Below are 16,266 nucleotides of genomic sequence, written 5' to 3'. Positions count from 1 at the left end.
TCGTGGGCCTCGTGGCGAGCTGGATGCTGCAGTGCGACTGTCTCATCGGCTGCGAAAGCACTGATGGGTGGGCCCTCCGCGGCCACAGTGACCCTGAGCGTGGGGGCGGTGGCACGCCATCTGCTATCAGCAGAGGGGAGCCGGAACGGAGATATAGGCCATGGTCCTGAAACGCGTCAGGGACCGTCGGAACGATGCACTGGCCGGCGAGGACTGGGCCCGAGTCGAACACCTGTTGGCGGACTACTACCGCAGCGAAGGCTATACCGTGGAGCACTGCGGCACGGGTGGTCGCGCTGCGCGCTTCGACGGCGGGGTCGACCTCCGGCTCCGGCGTGACGGCGAGACCATCCTCGTCCAATGCAAGCACTGGAACGCCTATCAGGTCCCGCACAACGACGTGCACCAGTTGCTCGGCATCATGGTCAACGAGCAGGCCACCGGTGCAATCGTGGTGACCAGCGGCGAATTCACCCGCGCGGCGATCGAGGCCGCCACGCGACACGGTCATGTGCAGCTGGTGGATGGCGACGATCTCCGCAGAATGCTGGGGGTGCGCTTCAGTCAGTCAGGCGCCGGGGCATGGGCGCGGGACGGGCAGGACGATGGCTGGAAGAAAACATCCGGCTCGCTCGGGGCTTGGGCCGCGGAGCGCCTAGTGTCCGCCGCCGAGGACCGGATCCGCGGCGGCGGAAAGCGACGCGGAATGTCGATTTTTGCCGCCGGCGCGTGGTCCGGGCTGGCCGCCATCCTGATCAAGTTCATTCTGGCGATCGCGCTTCTGTTCTTCATGAGCGCGGCTCTGCAGCGCGCCATCCGCAATGTTGCGCCGGTACAGCCGCAGGCTTCCATGACTCGGGCGACCCAGCAGAGCCCTGCCGCCTCGACGCTGGTGGGCGAGTCCCCGACCCCGGCGCCGCCGACAGCCACGATCCACCTGCCCACACCGCAGGAGATCGAGGAGCAGCGCCGGCGCAGCGCGGAATCGATGGAAATCCTCCGAGCCTCTACACCGGAACTCCCGGAAGATCCTCGCCGCCGAAGCGTGCTCCAGTAGCGCGTCGGCTTACCGCGAAATCTCGAACACCGCCGACACCCGCTTGATGAAGTCGATTCTCGGCAGCAGTTATCGGATTTTGCACTGCACAGGACCACGCCTGTGCGCATGGCGGGGCCGCCACCGTGCGGAATGAGAGAGAATCCACCCAGTCGGCAGCGTTCAAGGGGGACGCAGTGGATGTCACGGTTTGGCTGGCCCGCAACGGGCACCACCTCAAGGACAGCCTGTACGAAGAGATGTTCGTCCAGAACGTCCTGACGCGCGTCAGAGAACTCGATTTCCGCGCGCTGAGCGCCCAGTACCGTTTTATGGACGATGACGGACGAACCCGATACTGCGACTTCGTGATCCAGGAAGGAGAGGGGGTCCGGATCGCGATCGAGGTGGACGGGTACGACAAGCGCGGCACCGGCTACGGGATGTCGCGCAGCGACTTCCTGGACTGGCAGCGGCGGCAGGCAAGCCTGGTGGCCCAGGGCTGGCGGGTGATCCGGTTCGCGAACGTGGATGTAAGGGACAACGCACTGCGGTGCGCGGAGCTGCTCGGCCTCTTGCTTCGCGACGAGCGATCGAAGGAGTCACATTCGCGAAGCCTGGAACAGCGAATCCGTGAGCTCGAGACGGCGCAGCAGTTGAAGGTTGCCGAGGAGCGCGCCAGCTACGGGGAGGAGCGCAAGGAGCTCGAGCTGCTGAAGGCGGAGCTGGTGCAGGCCAGGCAGACCCGGAAGCTGTCGCAGGAAGAGAGCAGGCGGCTTGAGGAGCTTGAGCAGGCCCAGCTGCAGGTCAAGATGCTGGAGAGGGAGACAAACATCATGAAGACCACGATCTGGGCGTTCACGCTGCTGCTTGTTGTGGTGCTGGTCCTGGTGTTCCAAGGCCGCGTCCCGTCGAATGATCAGGCAGCAGCCGCACGTGCCCAGCCTGCGCCTTCATTGGCAGGCAGCTCCTGTGAGCAACCGCTTCCCTGGGGGATGGCCCGAGACCATGTAGGCAAGGTGGTCGCGATAGCGGGACCCGTGGTTCGGGTCGGCATTCGCGATGACGTGCGCGGGCGGCCGGTGTTCATCACGATGGGACAAGCGTTCCCTTCCCGGCAGCGGGTGGACCTTGTGATCTGGCAGGACACGCGCTCCGAGTTTCTCGCTTTGCTTGAGCAGGGCCTGGAAGGCCGCGACGTTTGCGCGTTCGCCGAGGTCGGCCAGAGGGACGGGATTCCGCAGCTGGTGCTCAGGGACCGGAGTGAGCTGAAGCTGAGGTAGGGTTTGTCACTTGAATTCAGCTTCGCGGATGCCGAGCGCGCGTTCGTCAGCAGGGCCAGTCGCGCGCCTTCGACCTCAGTCCCCCACCTGCGCCAAGTAATGCTTCGCCGGCCAGTGGCGCAGCACCTTCGGGAGCCTCCAGTAGACCTTCGGCGCCCAGTGCGTGAACCGCTGCCAGCGCCGCTCGTCGCGTGCGCTCCACGGCAGGCCGTACATCGCGCGCAGTGGGGGTGGCAGCAAGCCGCGGGTCACGAAACGCTGCAACGGCATGGCCGGGCGCAGGTACCAGGGCGCGTGGCCCCCGTGCAGCACGGCCTGCATGTAGCGGCGGACGTCGTCGTCGACGGACAGCTGCGCCAGCTGCGCGTGCCACCAGCGGTCGAACGCGGCCGCATCGGGCGGCCAGCGGCTGTCGTCGACCTGCAGCGTACGGCCGAACGCCCAGGCCTCGCGGTAGAGGGCATCGCGATCGGCCTCCGGCACCGGCCCTTCGAAGAGGTGGAACACATCCAGCGCGCCGCGGTAGAGCGTGGCGGCGACCCATAGCTGCAGGCCGGTGTCGAACGCGCTGTAGCCCGGGCCTTTCACCGGCACGTGCGCGCGGTTGACGTGGCGCGCGACGGCCGCGCGCTGTGCGTCGCTGCCCAGGGTGACGGCGTAGACGTAGGCCATGGTGGCGCGCAGGCGCTCGAGCGGGCGCTCCAGGGTGGCACTGTGCCCGGCCACGCCGCGGCCGACGCCGGGGTTCGCCATCTGCCAGGCCACCGTGGCGCCGGCGCCGAAGTAGATGTAGGCCTCGCGGTTGATGCGGGCGAGGGTGACGCGGTCGGCGGCAGGCCCTGGGGCCGCCTCCCTACGCAACCCGCCCACCGTTGTAGGCAGCGACCACCCGGTTGATCGGGCCGACCAGTCCGGTGCCGCCCGTCATCAGGATGCGCATGCCTGCCTCGATCGGAAGGGGATGGTCGGAGTCTAGCCGCCGGTCAGGGCGCGATGTGTGCCCGCGGGCGCACCAGGCCCACGATGCGCCCGCCGGGCTGGTGGCGTCCTCCGACAATACGCCGACCGCTTTCCCGCAGCCGTCCCGTTTAACCTGTCGATCCACATGCAACGGCCGGGGACGGTTTCCGCGGCCGGCATTCGAGGGTCGCAATGCTTCAATTCATCCCCAGCGCCGACAACGTCATCGCGGTGTCCATCGAGCACCGCATCACCAGCGCCGATCTTGTCGCGGTGATGGACCGGCTGGATGCCTGCCTGGCGGCGCACGACACGGTGCACGTGTTCGTGGAAACCCGTTCGCTGGATGCCATCGAGGTCTCCGGTCTGGGCGCGTACATCGCCCGGGCCATGCCTCTGTTCGGCCAGCTGCGACGCTTCGGGCGGGTCGCGGTGGTCGCCGACCAGGCCTGGGTACGCGCGGGCACGCGGATCGAGAGCGCGCTGCTGCCGTTCGTCAGCTACCGGGTGTTCAAGCCAGCAGAGCGGGAAGAAGCGCTGGCTTGGGTGCGGGAAGGCTGAGCCGCGTCGGCCGGTCGGACAACGTACCCGCCACGGCGCTGCAGCACGGGATTGGCCGGGGCGCACGGGCCGTCTCGTTGTACCCGGCTTATGGACCAGGAAGCCGTCCCATGAAGCCTGCAATCGGTTTGTTCTCGGCGCTGTTGGCCTGCCTGTGCCTGCTGTCGTCGGCAGCGCTGGCTGCGCCCGCCGTGGTGCGGGTCAATGGTGTCGACATCGCCTATGTCGAGTCGGGCAGCGGCGAACCGCTGGTGCTGATCCATGGCTTCGGCGATTGCAGCACCGTGTGGGAGTCGGTCCTGCCCGCACTCGAGAAGCAGTACCGCGTGATCTCCATGGAGTTGCGCGGACACGGCAGCTCGGGAGGTTTCGAAGGGCCCTTCCTGTTCGAGGATTCAGCGGGCGACCTGCTGGGGCTGCTGGACCATCTGGGGCTGGGGGAGGTGAAGGCGATGGGGATCAGCGCCGGCGGCATGACGCTGCTGCATGCAGCGGTCCGCGAGCCGGAGCGCTTCAAGGCGATGGCGGTGATCGGCGCGGCGGACGGGTTCCCGGAGCAGGCGCGCGTAATCATGCGCGGAACGCCCGGCAACATGCCGCCGGAGGTCCTTGCGTTCTTCACTGCCTGCGCGGTCCGCGGGCAGGCGCAGGTGGATCACCTCCTGCAACAGTTCAATGGCTTCCAGCACAACGACGACGATATCGACCTCTCGCCGGGCGAGCTCGCGAAGATCAGGGCGCGCACATTGATCGTGCATGGCGACCGCGACGATTTCTTCCCGGTGCAGATCCCGGTGCGGATGTACGAATCGATACCGGTCTCGCAGCTGTGGATCGTGCCGGGCGGCGGCCACGTCCCGATCTTCGACAGCAACGCGAAGGCCTTTGAAGAAACCGCGCTGCGCTTCCTGGCCGATCCTGGGCCGGCGCCGTAGGACCATCCGGTGGCTGGTCCGACCCGAGCAAGCGCAACTGCGGGTCCCGAAGCAGCAGAGGGGCGCGCGGTCGGGCCGCCCCCTAGTCCGTCCGTTCACAGGAACCCACCGACCATGCCCGCTCCGCATGATGGAGCCCGACGATGACCGAAGGTCGAAACCTCGATGGAACGCCTGGCTTGGAACGCCATTCGCGCAACGCCGCTTCCCTGCGCGCGCGCGTGGGCTCAGCGTCGATGCACTTGCGGGCTCAGTTCACGCCCCGCGGCCTGGTGGCGCTGACGGGACTGGTGACCTGCACACTGCTCTCCGCGGCAGCCATTGTTGCGGTTGCCACGCGCAAGTTGCCGGAGGGTGCAATGCCCGCACGGATGAAGCGCAGCCGCTGGTAATACGGTGTCTTCCAGTGGGACATCGAGGGCCAGGTCGACCGTGGTGTTGCAGCTCATCGCGACCGTCGAGGTCCAGGTCGTGCCATTGACATCACCGGTGTCCAGATCGTTGTAGCCGGCCGCGGGGGTCGGAAGGTTCACGGATTCGCGCACGCCGCGCATGCCATCGCCCAGGTAGACGACGGACCCTTCGCTCCAGCCCTGGGCCACGCCATCGAGGGCGTCGTCTCGGTCCTCGGCTGCATGTACCGCCCACTGTCCACGCGCGCGTCCGTTACCTGGATGCGATCCAGCGTCGTGTTCCCGTATCCATCGGCCCGCATCGAGTTCAGGCTGTCATTGCACGTCCCGGCGGCGGCCTGGTCGCTGGCTGGCCGCGTGCCCAGCGGCGATAGGCTTTCTCGTCCGGCCCGTCTCGGGCCGGAGATCAACCGGGGGATTTGGAATGAGCCAGTCGACGGGTATGTGGGTGCGGGTCCAGGCATGGGCGCTGGCATTGGCCATCGTGGTGGTGGCGACGCTGCCGGCCGCCGCGGCGGAGGTGGCGGTGCCGCGCGCGGCCTACACGCTCCATGCGCAGGTGCAGGGAGAGGGGCCCATGGCCGTGGTCTTCGAGTCCGGCTTCGGACAGGGCGCGGTGGCATGGAAGGCCGTGATCGAGGGGCTGGGCCCCGAATGTCGCTGCATCGCTTACGGGCGTGCCGGGCTTGGCGACTCCGGTACCGACGGCAACGCGAAAACCATCGATGAGCACCTGGCCGACCTCGACGCCGTCATCGCCTCGCTGGCGCCGGGCCGCAAGGTCGTGCTGGTGGGCCCTTCCTACGGGGGGCTGTTGGTCAGCGAGTTCGCCCGCAAGCACCCGGACCGCGTGCAGGGCTTGGTGCTGGTGGACCCGACCACGATGGGGCAACGCCACGCCTTCCGACAGGCCGACCCCGCCCGCGTGCAGGCCTACGACGCCATGCTGCTGTCGATGCTGCCGCTCGCGATGGCCGCCGATTACCGCGCGCTCGTCGCCCAGCTCGACAGTGCCGAGGCGGCGACGCCCAGGGTGATGCCCGATGTACCGGTCGCTCTCCCGCGGCCGGCATTCGACGGCGTTGCCGACTCCACGGTGCCAGACGCCGCGGCGGCCTGCTGCGCTACGATGCCCGCATGGCCAGCCTGCTTGACCAGATCAGGGAAGCCCTCGTCGCCTTCACCCGGCTGCAGACGCCTCCGGCGCTGATCGGCGGGCTCGCGCTTGCCGCGCACAATGTCGTCCGTGCGACGCGCGACGTCGACTTCCTGGTGGATGCCGACGATGCCGACCGGTTGCACGGACTCCTGCTGGAGCTGGGCTACCAGTGCGTCCACCGCAGCGTGGACGCGGCCAATTACCTGCGCGGCGAGGAAGGCCTCGACCTGTTGTACGCGCACCGCCCCATTGCCCGGGAGTTGCTGGCGGCCGCCGGTGAACGGGATACCCCGATGGGACGGCTGCGGGTCATCAGCGCGGAGGGTCTGGTGGCGTTCAAGCTCCAGGCCTACGTGAATGATCCGACCCGGACCCGCGACCTGGACGACATCCGTGCCCTGCTGCGCGCCCACCACGAATCGCTCGATCACGAGGCACTGACGACGTATTTCCGTCTGTTCGAACGGGAGGATCTGCTTGAAGCGCTCATCGACGAAGTCCGGGGTTGATCGCCGCGGCGTCGTCCTGGTGGGCGAGGGCGGTGTGCAGCGGCTGCCGGCGCCGACAGACCCGATCCAGGCGTGGCTCGACCTCATGGAGGTGGTGAGGATGCTGCGCCCCGCCGGCGATGCGCGCCCGCCCGGCCCGACCCGTGGCCGCTTCCTGCTGTAGTCGGATGTGCGCAGGAGGGTGAGCCAGGGTTCAACAGGCCAAAGCGTTATCAAGCTCTATGCCGGCATCGTTGAATCAGGATGCAGCTTGTTAAACCCGGTGAGTCGAGCTCCCGCTCTGATCAATCTATTGGAGCACCAGCCGCTGCGATGAACCTCCCGGCCAGCGTTTCCGCCGATACCCGAAGCAGTGTCGCGTTCACCTCCATCGCGAACCGGCCGGTGTCCGGATGGCCGCGGGACAGGGCAACGTCCTGCTTCGCGAGACGTTCGCGGAGGAGGTCCGGCGCGACACCTGTCGCTGTCATGAAGAACCGGCTGGTCCCGTGCGGCAGCTTCTCGAACGAGAACCGGCTGTCGTCCTGCAGCAACGCGATAACCCGGTCGGCGACCTGCCAGGACTTTGCGTAGTCTTCCAGATAGCCGTCGACGTAGCGCAAGGCCACCGCGGCCGCCGGCCAGGCATGGGGCAGGGCGCCGCCGAACATGCGCCGCTGGTGGTGCAAGCCTTCGATGAACCCGGCATCCCCGGCGAGGATCGCGCCGGACCCGGCGTTGAAGTGCTTCCACAGCGAGACGTACACGGTGTCGAACAGCGCGCTGTATTCGTTGAGACTCCTGCCCGAGTGGAGGGGCAGGTTGAACATCCGCGCGCCATCCAGGTGCAGGCGGATCCCGCGCTCGCGGGCGAGGTTGCTGACGCGGCGGAGTTCATCGAAGTCGGCCATTTCGTGATGGCGCCGACGCACCGGCGTTTCGATGGCGATCACGCCGACGCGGGTCTCGACCCGGCCGCTGTCGGAGCGCGCCAGCCAGCGCTCCACCTCATCGACGGGGAGGGTGCTACCGCCTTCGGTGAGGGGGACGAGGTTCAGCCCGCTCAGGGTCTGCGCGCAGTCGCCGCTGTCGTTGTAGAGGTGGCTTTCCGCCTGCACCAGCACGCGACGATCGTCCCCGGCGAGCTTGCGCACCGCGAGATGGTTCGCCAGCGTTCCGGTGGGCAGGTAGATCGCGTCGTCCTTGCCGAGGAGCCGGGCGAACTTGAGTTCCAGCTCACGGATGACGCCGCCTTGTGAGTAGTAGTCCGGTTCGAAACCGTCCTCCGCCACGACCTCGCCCAGCAGTGCTGCGTACTCGGCGGGGCTGAGCCCAAGCCCGTCGGACGCCAAGCTCACGCGCTTGAACAATGTCGAAGTGGCGTTTGCCGTGGCGGGTGCGCCCAGTGCGGCCAGCATCGGTGACGCGGCGGCAGCTCCACTGACGCCAAGGAAGCGGCGACGATCCATGTGTAGTCCTCAGGGCAGGGCGTGGCGGCAGCGACGCCTCGCATGAAGCATAGCGAAGGTCGCGCCCAGCTCACCGTGGCCGCACGCTTGCCGTACCGCCGTTGCAACAGTTGAACAGGGGATTCAGGCAGGCAGCACTCACCAGGTCGGTCGGGTGGAGCCATGCCTTATCGGAGCCCCCTGATGGAGATTCGCAGCGCCTCGCTCAACTTCCCGCGCATGCGCGGGAGCGGACCTCGGACCGCCGAGCAGACCATCGTCTTCCCCCGGCAGGTCGACGCAGCCGTCGCCTCGCTGGCCGGCTACTCCGCGGGCTTTCGCGGCGGCGACCACCACCTCGGGCGCCTGCAGGTGCAGCTGGCCACCGAGGTCAATGCCAACGTCGTCACCGTGCGCGCGACCTTCGGGCTGCGCGACTGGTCGGGCGACTGGGATGACGACTACGCGGGCACCGTGGAAGCGAGCGTGCTGGCGGAGCTGGTCGACGCCAGCCTGCCGCCGCCCCGCGGCGATCTGCAGATCACGGGGATTGAGCTCAATCAGGCAACCCAGGCGTTCCGCAGCGCGCAGCACCTCGACGCCGACCACGTGTTGCCGGACAACGCCATCTCCCTCGTCGGCGGCAAGGCGACCGGCGTGCGGGTCTACGTGGACTTCGGCGCCGAGCCGGCGCTGCCGGCCATCGCGCGGCTTTCCGGCGAGCTGGAGGTCAGCATCGGCAGCAATGTCCTGCTGCTGCCGCCCATCGCCACCATCGTGCCGCGCCGTGACAGCGAGATCGACCGGGGTGAGGCCGGGCACACGCTGAACTTCTCCATTCCCGGTGCGTGGTGCCGTGGCAGCGTGGATATCCGCTGCCGGGTGTTCGCCAGCACCGACCCCGGGCAAGCGTCGGCATTCGTGCGGCGCAGCCTGCGCTTCGTGGACGTCAATCCGATGCGCGTATTCGGCGTGGGCATCCATTACACGGGCCAGGGCATGGACCTGCCCGCACCGGACGCGACCACGGTGCTCGGTACCTTCGACCTCACCCGTCGCCTGTTCCCCGTGGGTGACGTGCTGCTGTCCGGCTATACCGCGATGGACTTCTCCGACGACATGGTCACCACCGATACCGACGGCTGCGGCGACGGGTTTGAGGCGCTGAACTCCAACCTGAAGGACCTGCGCGGGGATTCCGACGATCTGTACTACGGCCTGCTGCCGACGGGGGTCAACTTCGGGAACTTCGTTGGCTGCGGTGGCGGCGGTGTGGGTTCAGGCGTGGTCGGCGACATGGGCACCGCGGCGCACGAGGCCGGCCATGCCTACGGCCGCAAGCATGCGCCCTGCGACGACAGTGCCCGCTGCAGCAACCCATCCAACCAGGACGGCGATTATCCGCACTACGCGCTGTTCCATTCCGACAGCGTGGGCGAGTTCGGGTTCGACCCCGCCGCGAACCGCGTCTTCGACCCGGCAAGCGCGCACGACATCATGGGCTACTCGGGCACCAAGTGGGTCAGCCCGTATACCTATGCCGGCCTGATGACGCGCACCGATCCGGTGGAGGGCGCGAGCGCCGTCCGCAGCCTCGATTCGGCCCTGCATGCCGCCATCCATCGCCCGCAACCGCGCGCGGAATGGTCGGGCAAGGCGGTGCCGCTGATGCAGCTCGAGGCCCACATCGACCACGACCGCAAAGTCACCATCCCGCACGTGTTCACGTATCCGGCGCAGCGGCGCCTCAGGGGAAGCCGCGCCACGCCCTTCCGCGTGGAGGTCAGGGACGCGGATGGAAAGCCACGCGCGTGCGCGGTGCTGCACGGCGATTGCTTCCACTGCGGGGCGGACTGCTGGCCGCAGCATCTTGCCGCGGAGGTTCCCCTGGATCCGTTGCGCGCGCGCAAACTGGTGGTCTACGAGGGCGACATGGAAATCGCCGCGTTCGACATCCCGCAACCGCCGGTGCTGCACGTGGAGGGCGTCGAATACAAGGACAAGGATCGCGCGATCCTCCGCTGGTCGGCGAAGGACGAGCGCGACCTGGTCTACCTGGTGCACTGGCAGGACGAATCGGGCGCCTGGCGTGGCATCGCGCCCCGGCAAGCCGCACGCGAGATCGAGATACCGGCGCGGCTGCGCAGCGCGCGTCGCCCGCTCCGGGTGCGCGTGCTGGCCAGCAATGGCCTGGCCACCGCGATCGAGGAGACCAGCGTGGATCAACTGCGCAAGCGCCGTGATCCGGACAAGGAGGCGCCCGTTGTACTGGAGGTGCCCGACACCGACGGCCCGATCGTGCGCGCGTGGGCGGTCGACCGGCTGGGCCGGTCGCTGCCCGGGGCGGAGATCCGCTGGTTTGACGAGAAGGGCGGAGAGATCGGGCGTGGCGAGACGCTCGATACGCGCCTGCTGGCGGCGGGCGCGCGCGTGGTGCGCGTGGTCGCGGTCAATGCCGGCGCGGGCAAGGCGGAACGCGACGTGTCCGTCGTCGGGCGCAAGGAGCCTCCGCCCGCCAGGCGTCCGCCGCAGGCCGACCCCTGTGCCAGACACGAACAACCCCGCGACGATTGCCAGGAGAAGCCGCGATGATCATCCGCAACGCAAACGCCACCTTCAACCGCTTCGATGGCTCGGGCCCGCGCCAGGTCACGACCGACGTCGACGTCGGCGTGCCGCTCTCATCGGCCGCGGCCATCCTGACCGGGTTCAACGTCAGCTTCTCGCCCAATGACGGCGACCATCACTTGGGCAACCTGGACGTGCGCCTGGACGCGGTTGTCATCGGCAACCTGGTCCGGGTCACGTCGACGTTCGGTCTGCGCGACTGGAGCGGCAGCTGGGACGACAGGTATGAAGGCCAGATCTTCTTTGCCGTGGTCGGGGAGTAGTGGTGATCCTCCACCTCCATCCGCATGCGGGTCCAGTTCACGCCCCGTGGCCTCATGGCGCTCACGAGGCTCGTGACCTGCACCCTGCTTTCCGCGGCGGCAATCGTTGCCGTCGCCACGCGCAAGCTTCCGGAGGGTGCCATGCCCGCGCGGATGAAGCGCAGCCGGTGGTAGTTTGCGCTAAAGGAAGGTCCATGCCAGGAACCGGCTCTGCTTCGCACCCTGCGCCATCGGCACCACCCGGACCTCCGTGGCCCCGCATCGCGCCAGTCGGCTGCGAAGCGGCGCGAGGTGCTCCGATCGGGCGACCAGGCTGCTGAACCAGCGGACCTGCCCACCAAAGCCCTGGCTTTCATCGATCATCCGGCGCAGGAACGCCGCCTCGCCACCCTCGCACCACAGTTCGTGGTCATGGCCGCCGAAGTTGAGCGATGGGGGCGACGCGCGGCGCTGGTCGGGTCGGGTCGGCGCACCGAGCTGGCGACGCTTGCGCTGGTTGGCCTTCGCGGCTTCGCTGGCCGAAGCGTGAAACGGCGGATTGCACATAGCGAGTTCGAAGCGATCGTCCGGGCCGATCACGCCGCGGAAGATGCTGTCGCGCCGCGGCTGCCGACGCAGCGCGATCACCTTGTCCAAGCGGTTCGCCCGCACGATGGCGGCGGCGACCTGCAGCGAGGTCGCATCGATGTCCGTGCCCACGAACCGCCAGCCGTACTCGGCGTGTCCCAGCAGCGGATAGATGCAGCTTGCGCCAACGCCGATGTCGAGAACGCGGACCGCCGCGCCACGCGGCACCGCGCCGTCCCCGCTGTCGGCCAGCAGGTCGGCCAGGCCATGCAGGTAGTCGGCACGGCCGGGGATGGGCGGGCACAGCGCGCCGTCGGGCAGGTCCCAGTGGGCGATGCCGTAGTCGCTGCGCAGGAGGGCGCGGTTGAGCTCGCGCACGGCGGCGGGGTCGGCGAAGTCGATGCTGGTGTCGCCGCGCGGCGTGGTCACGAGGTGCGGCGCCAGGGCGGGGCACGCCTGCACCAGGCGCACGAAGTCGTAGCGGCCCTGGTGGCGGTTGCGCGGGTGCAGTCTGGGTTGGGATGGCTTCATGGGGTTATTTTCGCTTGCCGCTTTCTTCAATGCCGGAACCAGCTGTGCAGGCGCACCAGCAGCAGCTCGACGTCGGTCAGCGCGGCCCGTTCGGCACGCAGCCGCACCGCGAGCTCCGGCACGTCGGTGCTGATGTCGTCCACGCCCAGGTCCATGTAGCGCGCCATGCGCACCGGGTCGTTGACCGTCCACGCCTGCAGCCGGTAGCCGCGGCGGCGCGCATCCGCGACCGCGCCGGCATCCACCTGCAGGTGGTTGAGGCCGAGCAGGTCGAAGTCGGTGCGGCGCGCAGTGCCGGGCAGGGCGGCGTTGGCGAACAGGGCCAGTCGCGCGCCGGGCGCTTTGGCGCGCGCGGCGCGGACGAGCTCGGGGGAGAGCGAGGCCAGCACGACGGCATCCTGGTGGCCGCTGCGCCGGATCTCGCGCAGGGTGGCGGCGAGGAGGGCGTCGGCGTTGTCCGCGTCGGGCTTGAGCTCGACCAGCGCCAGCGCGCGGCGGTCGATGAAGGCCAGCGCCTCGGACAGCGTCTGGATGCGCTCGCCCGAGAAGCGTGGATCGAACCAGCCGCCGATGTCGATGTCGCGCATGGCCGACAGCGGCGTCTGCGCCACCGGGCGCGGGTCGTTGGCGACCCGGCGGAAATCGCTGTCGTGGAACACGACCACGGCACCGTCGGCGCTCAGCCGGACGTCGAACTCGATCGCATCGGCGCCGGCGTCGATCGCCGCCTGGAACGAAGCCAGGGTGTTCTCCGGTGCCATCAGCGCGGCGCCGCGGTGCGCGGTGACGGTGACCTCGCGGCGCAGGTTCATGCTGCCCACGGCGAGGCTGGCCTGCACCAGCGCGACCGCCAGGAACGCGGCTTCCGCACCCCAGACCAGTCGTCCCGGATGGTGCGGCGTGGCGTCCACGGCCCGGGCCCCGCGCGCGCCGCCCAGGCGGTGGAACAGGGCGCGCACCAGCAGGGTGTTCAAGGTGGTGCCCAGCAGCAGCGCGCCCAGCACCGTCGCCGCGTTGAGCGTGAGGTAGGCCACCATCCCGAGGCTCAGCAGCAGGCGGTGTTCGGGAAGCCAGTCCAGCAGCGGGGTCGCGCCCTGCTGGTAGAGCCAGGTCACGGCCAGCGGCAGGGCCGCGACCGTGAGTGCGACGCCGGCCACCAGCGTGGCGATGCGCAGGTGCCGGCCCCGGGTCAGCGTGCGGCTGCGGCGCAGCGCGCCAAGCGGCGAGTGGCCTTCCAGCACCAGCGCGGGCGTTGCGAGCAGCCATCGGAAATACAGCGTGGCGTGCAGCAGCACGCCGATCGCCAGCACGGGCAGGAAGCCGCCCAGGAACCACCAGAGTGCGGCGGGCCGCGCCACCAGCACGAAGGTGGGGTCGTAGCCGCGCAGCAGCAGCCAGTAGAGCGCGGCGCCGACCGCGAGCCACGGCAGCGCCAGCACGGCGTGTGCGGCCATCTGCAGGGCGGCCAGCGCCGCCAGCGGCACGGCGCGACGCAGCATGCCCAGGAGCGCCGCCGCGGCCGTGCGGTAGCGGCAGCCATGGCTGGCGGAGACCAGCAGCATGCCGGCCTGCTGCAGCATGACCACGTACCAGGACAGCGCGCCGGCCAGCATGAGCCAGGCCAGGGCCAACAGGTTGTCGAGCACGCCATCGAGGTCGCCGGCGAAGGGGCGTTCGATCCAGTGCAGCAGCGCCGCCAGCGACCACGTGGTCAGCGGTGCCGCGGCCACCGTGGCGAAGACGGTGAACAGCAGGTACCAGGCCAGCATCGGGCGCAGGTGGCGGCGCAGGTCGCGCCGGATGTCGTGCACCAGGATGCCGCGCAGGAGCGCGCGGTCATCGGTGCCGGGGGCGGGCGCAGCGGGTGGGGCCGGGGCGGGCATGCGGAAAGTGTTGCACGGGGTGTTGCCCGCGCCGCAGCCGCCCCATTCCTATGCGGAAAGAAAGGGGTGAGCCCACAGGGGGCTCAAGGCCCGTCAGTCGCCCAGGATGCGGGACACGAGTCCGGACGCGAGTTCGATCAGGTAGTAGGTGTCGTCCTGCGGGTCAGGGCGTACATAGGTGTAGCCGGCCGGCGGCGCGTCCCAGCCGTGGCTGCGGTAATCGTGCACGTAGTAGCGCGGCTGGCGGTACTCGACCGGGAGGTGCTGGCCACGCGCCCAGCGGCGGTAGGCCTTCTCGTCCTCGCGGACGGCCTTCCGGTAGTCGCGCTCCGCCTTCTCGTAGTCCTTGCGCGCGCGCCGCTCGGCCTTCTGGCGGTCCTTCCAGTAGTCGCGTTCGGCCTTGTGGTCGTGGCGGTCATGGCGGTGGTTGTCCCGCGCTTCGGCCGTGCCGGCGGCGGAAACGGCAACGGTGGCGAGCGCGGCGGCGAGCAGGAGGCGTTTCATGGCAGCGACCTCATGGGTTTGGCGGAATGGAGCCCATCCTGTCTGACGCAACGTGAATGTACGGCGGACGGGCCTCACCTGGCACCCGGTCTTCATGGCGCCTTGTGTGTCCGATGGCCGAGCCCATCGGGTTGCGCCCGCAACCGTGAGCCCGGTGTCATGGCGGAAGGCCACGCTGCGCTATCGTTGCCCACCGCCTCCTCCTGCGATCAGCCCATGACGCTCACGAGACTCGCTCCGATGCTGCTGCTCTGCCTGTCGTCCACCGCCTTCGCGCAGGAAGAGGGCGGGCGCGACACCCGTGCTGATGGGCAACGATCGCCCTGGGGCATCGGGGTAGCGGCCGTGGTGACCGACAGTCCCTATGCCGGCGAGGGCACGCGGGTGCTCCCGGTGCCGCTGCTGTCCTACGAGGGCGAGCGCTTCTACTTCCGCGGCATTACCGCCGGCTGGCGGCTGGTCGACACCGATGGCTTCGAGCTCGCCGTGCTGGGCAAGGCGCGCCTGGATGGCTTCGACGTGGACGATCTCGACCGCGCGGCGCTTGCCGGCAATGGCGTGGACGCGGCCTTGCTCGAGGACCGTGACAAGGGCCTGGACCTCGGGCTTGGCATGGAGTGGAGTGGCGACGCAGGCGAGCTGCAGCTCGAGCTGCTGGCGGACGCCTCCGGACGCAGCGATGGGCAGGAGGTATCGCTGCAGTACGGCTATCCGATCCGCGCAGGACGCACCCTGTTGACGCCGATCGTGGGAGCCACGTGGTGGTCCTCCGACATGGCCGGCTACTACTACGCGCCCCTGCGCGAGGAAGTCGCCCGCGGCGTGCCGGGCTACTCGCCCGGCGCGGTGACGGTGCCGCACGCGGGCGTCTCGTTCTTCCGGCCGCTGGGCCAGGCCTGGTCGCTGGTCGGCTCGCTGCGCTACAGCCACCTGCCCTCGGCCATCGGCAACAGCCCCTTCGTCGAGCCCGGGACCGACGGCACGCTGTCGATGTTCGTCGGCGTGTCGCGCGGATTCCGGCCGTGGTGGGTGAAGCAGGGGCGATGAGGCGATGAGGCCGCGCCCGCCGACTCTCGCTCGGTGAAGTCGATCCGCGGCTGCAGGTACCGGCCGCTGTCAGGCTGTGGGCCAGGTCTGCCTATTCGACCGACCGCTCAGGCATGAGGATCACGAATGGCTCGCACGTGCTGCGGGAGCACCCCAGCAGACGGACTTCTTCGCGGGAACGCCAAGTGCTCGTGCCCGCCGCGTTGATCTCGAAGGCCCACTCCCGGCCTTCGGCCTGCAGGCGGCCCTTGATCGAGCAGGGCAACCAGGAAAAGTCATGCAGCCCGCCTTCCGGAAGTTGCTCACTGATGCCAAAGAAGGCTTCCGCCTGCTGCGCGTCGAGCGACCAGGCACGGCATGCGGCCGCTTCAGCATCGGAGCCGCCGGCGCCGCCTGCTGGCTGGTAATGGGCCTGCGCAATCTCAAGCACGGTGACGGCTGAGGGAGGGGCGCTACCGCTGCGGACCTGCGACTGGCACGCGCCCAGCAGCGGCAGCATCAGGGCCCAGGCCAGGTGGGGCAGGCGCGTAGAGGCCGGCACCTTCCCCGGGTGTCTTGCG

Annotated in this window: 17 protein-coding genes; 10 read left to right on the top strand and 7 right to left on the bottom strand. The window is 69.1% G+C overall.

The window, feature by feature from the left end:
• The first annotated feature begins 160 nt into the window (after window positions 1-160).
• Both JGR68_RS09120 and JGR68_RS09115 read left to right on the top strand, forming a co-directional pair.
• Window positions 161-1,057: a restriction endonuclease gene (locus tag JGR68_RS09120; RefSeq protein WP_199361758.1), complete on the top strand. Its 897-nt coding sequence runs from the start codon at window positions 161-163 to the stop codon at window positions 1,055-1,057.
• A gap of 176 nt (window positions 1,058-1,233) precedes the next feature.
• Window positions 1,234-2,319: a hypothetical protein gene (locus JGR68_RS09115; protein WP_199361759.1), complete on the top strand. Its 1,086-nt coding sequence runs from the start codon at window positions 1,234-1,236 to the stop codon at window positions 2,317-2,319.
• A 75-nt stretch (window positions 2,320-2,394) separates the two neighbouring features.
• Here the strand turns inward: JGR68_RS09115 and JGR68_RS09110 are convergent, their stop codons facing one another.
• Window positions 2,395-3,180, bottom strand: a complete 786-nt coding sequence (locus JGR68_RS09110) for an oxygenase MpaB family protein (RefSeq protein WP_199361760.1) — start codon at window positions 3,178-3,180, stop codon at window positions 2,395-2,397.
• A 291-nt stretch (window positions 3,181-3,471) separates the two neighbouring features.
• Here JGR68_RS09110 and JGR68_RS09105 point away from each other — a divergent pair, with 291 nt between their 5' ends.
• Both JGR68_RS09105 and JGR68_RS09100 read left to right on the top strand, forming a co-directional pair.
• Window positions 3,472-3,840 carry an STAS/SEC14 domain-containing protein gene (locus JGR68_RS09105; RefSeq protein WP_199361761.1) on the top strand — a complete coding sequence of 123 codons (369 nt, stop codon included), beginning with the start codon at window positions 3,472-3,474 and terminating at the stop codon, window positions 3,838-3,840.
• Window positions 3,841-3,950: 110 nt separating this feature from the next.
• Entirely contained in the window at window positions 3,951-4,775 is an 825-nt protein-coding gene (locus JGR68_RS09100) for an alpha/beta hydrolase (RefSeq protein ID WP_199361762.1), read from the top strand.
• A gap of 227 nt (window positions 4,776-5,002) precedes the next feature.
• On the opposite strand, the gene JGR68_RS09095 is transcribed toward JGR68_RS09100, so the two are convergent.
• On the bottom strand, window positions 5,003-5,377 hold the full coding sequence (locus JGR68_RS09095; RefSeq protein WP_199361763.1) for a hypothetical protein: 375 nt from the start codon (window positions 5,375-5,377) through the stop codon (window positions 5,003-5,005).
• A gap of 235 nt (window positions 5,378-5,612) precedes the next feature.
• On the opposite strand from JGR68_RS09095, the gene JGR68_RS09090 reads away from it, so the two are divergent.
• The 3 genes from JGR68_RS09090 to JGR68_RS09080 are packed head-to-tail and all read left to right on the top strand — an operon-like array spanning window position 5,613 to window position 7,019.
• Window positions 5,613-6,398 carry an alpha/beta hydrolase gene (locus JGR68_RS09090; RefSeq protein ID WP_234446476.1) on the top strand — a complete coding sequence of 262 codons (786 nt, stop codon included), beginning with the start codon at window positions 5,613-5,615 and terminating at the stop codon, window positions 6,396-6,398.
• Window positions 6,326-6,856, top strand: coding sequence for a nucleotidyltransferase family protein (locus JGR68_RS09085; protein ID WP_199361764.1), 531 nt, complete (start codon window positions 6,326-6,328; stop codon window positions 6,854-6,856). Before JGR68_RS09090 ends, JGR68_RS09085 begins: the two co-directional genes overlap by 73 nt.
• Window positions 6,825-7,019 (top strand): hypothetical protein, encoded by a 195-nt coding sequence (locus tag JGR68_RS09080; RefSeq protein WP_199361765.1) that lies wholly within the window; start codon window positions 6,825-6,827, stop codon window positions 7,017-7,019. The genes JGR68_RS09085 and JGR68_RS09080 overlap by 32 nt, the downstream gene beginning before the upstream one ends.
• 121 nt (window positions 7,020-7,140) lie before the next feature.
• Here the strand turns inward: JGR68_RS09080 and JGR68_RS09075 are convergent, their stop codons facing one another.
• Window positions 7,141-8,304 carry a beta-eliminating lyase-related protein gene (locus JGR68_RS09075; RefSeq protein WP_199361766.1) on the bottom strand — a complete coding sequence of 388 codons (1,164 nt, stop codon included), beginning with the start codon at window positions 8,302-8,304 and terminating at the stop codon, window positions 7,141-7,143.
• A gap of 183 nt (window positions 8,305-8,487) precedes the next feature.
• On the opposite strand from JGR68_RS09075, the gene JGR68_RS09070 reads away from it, so the two are divergent.
• Together JGR68_RS09070 and JGR68_RS09065 are read left to right on the top strand one after the other, a co-directional pair.
• Window positions 8,488-10,875, top strand: coding sequence for a M66 family metalloprotease (locus tag JGR68_RS09070; RefSeq protein WP_199361767.1), 2,388 nt, complete (start codon window positions 8,488-8,490; stop codon window positions 10,873-10,875).
• A complete protein-coding gene (locus JGR68_RS09065; RefSeq protein ID WP_199361768.1) occupies window positions 10,872-11,174 on the top strand; it encodes a hypothetical protein in 303 nt (100 codons plus the stop codon). The genes JGR68_RS09070 and JGR68_RS09065 overlap by 4 nt, the downstream gene beginning before the upstream one ends.
• Window positions 11,175-11,354: 180 nt before the next feature.
• Here the strand turns inward: JGR68_RS09065 and rlmF are convergent, their stop codons facing one another.
• From rlmF to JGR68_RS09050, 3 genes are all read right to left on the bottom strand, one after another.
• On the bottom strand, window positions 11,355-12,272 hold the full coding sequence (rlmF, locus tag JGR68_RS09060) for a 23S rRNA (adenine(1618)-N(6))-methyltransferase RlmF (protein ID WP_199361769.1): 918 nt from the start codon (window positions 12,270-12,272) through the stop codon (window positions 11,355-11,357).
• 26 nt (window positions 12,273-12,298) lie between these two features.
• Window positions 12,299-14,155: a glycerophosphodiester phosphodiesterase family protein gene (locus JGR68_RS09055; RefSeq protein WP_199361770.1), complete on the bottom strand. Its 1,857-nt coding sequence runs from the start codon at window positions 14,153-14,155 to the stop codon at window positions 12,299-12,301.
• 93 nt (window positions 14,156-14,248) lie between these two features.
• Window positions 14,249-14,659 carry an RcnB family protein gene (locus tag JGR68_RS09050; protein ID WP_199361771.1) on the bottom strand — a complete coding sequence of 137 codons (411 nt, stop codon included), beginning with the start codon at window positions 14,657-14,659 and terminating at the stop codon, window positions 14,249-14,251.
• Between the two features lie 240 nt (window positions 14,660-14,899).
• Here JGR68_RS09050 and JGR68_RS09045 point away from each other — a divergent pair, with 240 nt between their 5' ends.
• Complete coding sequence (locus tag JGR68_RS09045) at window positions 14,900-15,706, top strand: MipA/OmpV family protein (RefSeq protein ID WP_199361772.1); 807 nt, start codon at window positions 14,900-14,902, stop codon at window positions 15,704-15,706.
• A gap of 91 nt (window positions 15,707-15,797) precedes the next feature.
• Here the strand turns inward: JGR68_RS09045 and JGR68_RS09040 are convergent, their stop codons facing one another.
• Window positions 15,798-16,205 carry a hypothetical protein gene (locus JGR68_RS09040; protein WP_199361773.1) on the bottom strand — a complete coding sequence of 136 codons (408 nt, stop codon included), beginning with the start codon at window positions 16,203-16,205 and terminating at the stop codon, window positions 15,798-15,800.
• Between the last annotated feature and the right edge of the window lie 61 nt (window positions 16,206-16,266).

Source organism: Luteimonas sp. MC1750, assembly GCF_016615955.1.
GTDB lineage: Bacteria > Pseudomonadota > Gammaproteobacteria > Xanthomonadales > Xanthomonadaceae > Luteimonas.
This window is presented reverse-complemented; position numbering and strand designations above follow the sequence as displayed.

Bases quoted from the DNA above. Each gene is read 5' to 3' on its own strand.
- JGR68_RS09120 (WP_199361758.1), top strand. From the start codon at position 161: ATGGTCCTGAAACGCGTCAGGGACCGTCGGAACGATGCACTGGCCGGC.
- JGR68_RS09105 (WP_199361761.1), top strand. From the start codon at position 3,472: ATGCTTCAATTCATCCCCAGCGCCGACAACGTCATCGCGGTGTCCATC.
- JGR68_RS09100 (WP_199361762.1), top strand. From the start codon at position 3,951: ATGAAGCCTGCAATCGGTTTGTTCTCGGCGCTGTTGGCCTGCCTGTGC.
- JGR68_RS09090 (WP_234446476.1), top strand. From the start codon at position 5,613: ATGAGCCAGTCGACGGGTATGTGGGTGCGGGTCCAGGCATGGGCGCTG.
- JGR68_RS09085 (WP_199361764.1), top strand. From the start codon at position 6,326: ATGGCCAGCCTGCTTGACCAGATCAGGGAAGCCCTCGTCGCCTTCACC.
- JGR68_RS09075 (WP_199361766.1), bottom strand. From the start codon at position 8,304: ATGGATCGTCGCCGCTTCCTTGGCGTCAGTGGAGCTGCCGCCGCGTCA.
- JGR68_RS09070 (WP_199361767.1), top strand. From the start codon at position 8,488: ATGGAGATTCGCAGCGCCTCGCTCAACTTCCCGCGCATGCGCGGGAGC.
- JGR68_RS09065 (WP_199361768.1), top strand. From the start codon at position 10,872: ATGATCATCCGCAACGCAAACGCCACCTTCAACCGCTTCGATGGCTCG.
- rlmF (WP_199361769.1), bottom strand. From the start codon at position 12,272: ATGAAGCCATCCCAACCCAGACTGCACCCGCGCAACCGCCACCAGGGC.
- JGR68_RS09055 (WP_199361770.1), bottom strand. From the start codon at position 14,155: ATGCCCGCCCCGGCCCCACCCGCTGCGCCCGCCCCCGGCACCGATGAC.
- JGR68_RS09050 (WP_199361771.1), bottom strand. From the start codon at position 14,659: ATGAAACGCCTCCTGCTCGCCGCCGCGCTCGCCACCGTTGCCGTTTCC.
- JGR68_RS09045 (WP_199361772.1), top strand. From the start codon at position 14,900: ATGCTGCTGCTCTGCCTGTCGTCCACCGCCTTCGCGCAGGAAGAGGGC.
- JGR68_RS09040 (WP_199361773.1), bottom strand. From the start codon at position 16,205: ATGCTGCCGCTGCTGGGCGCGTGCCAGTCGCAGGTCCGCAGCGGTAGC.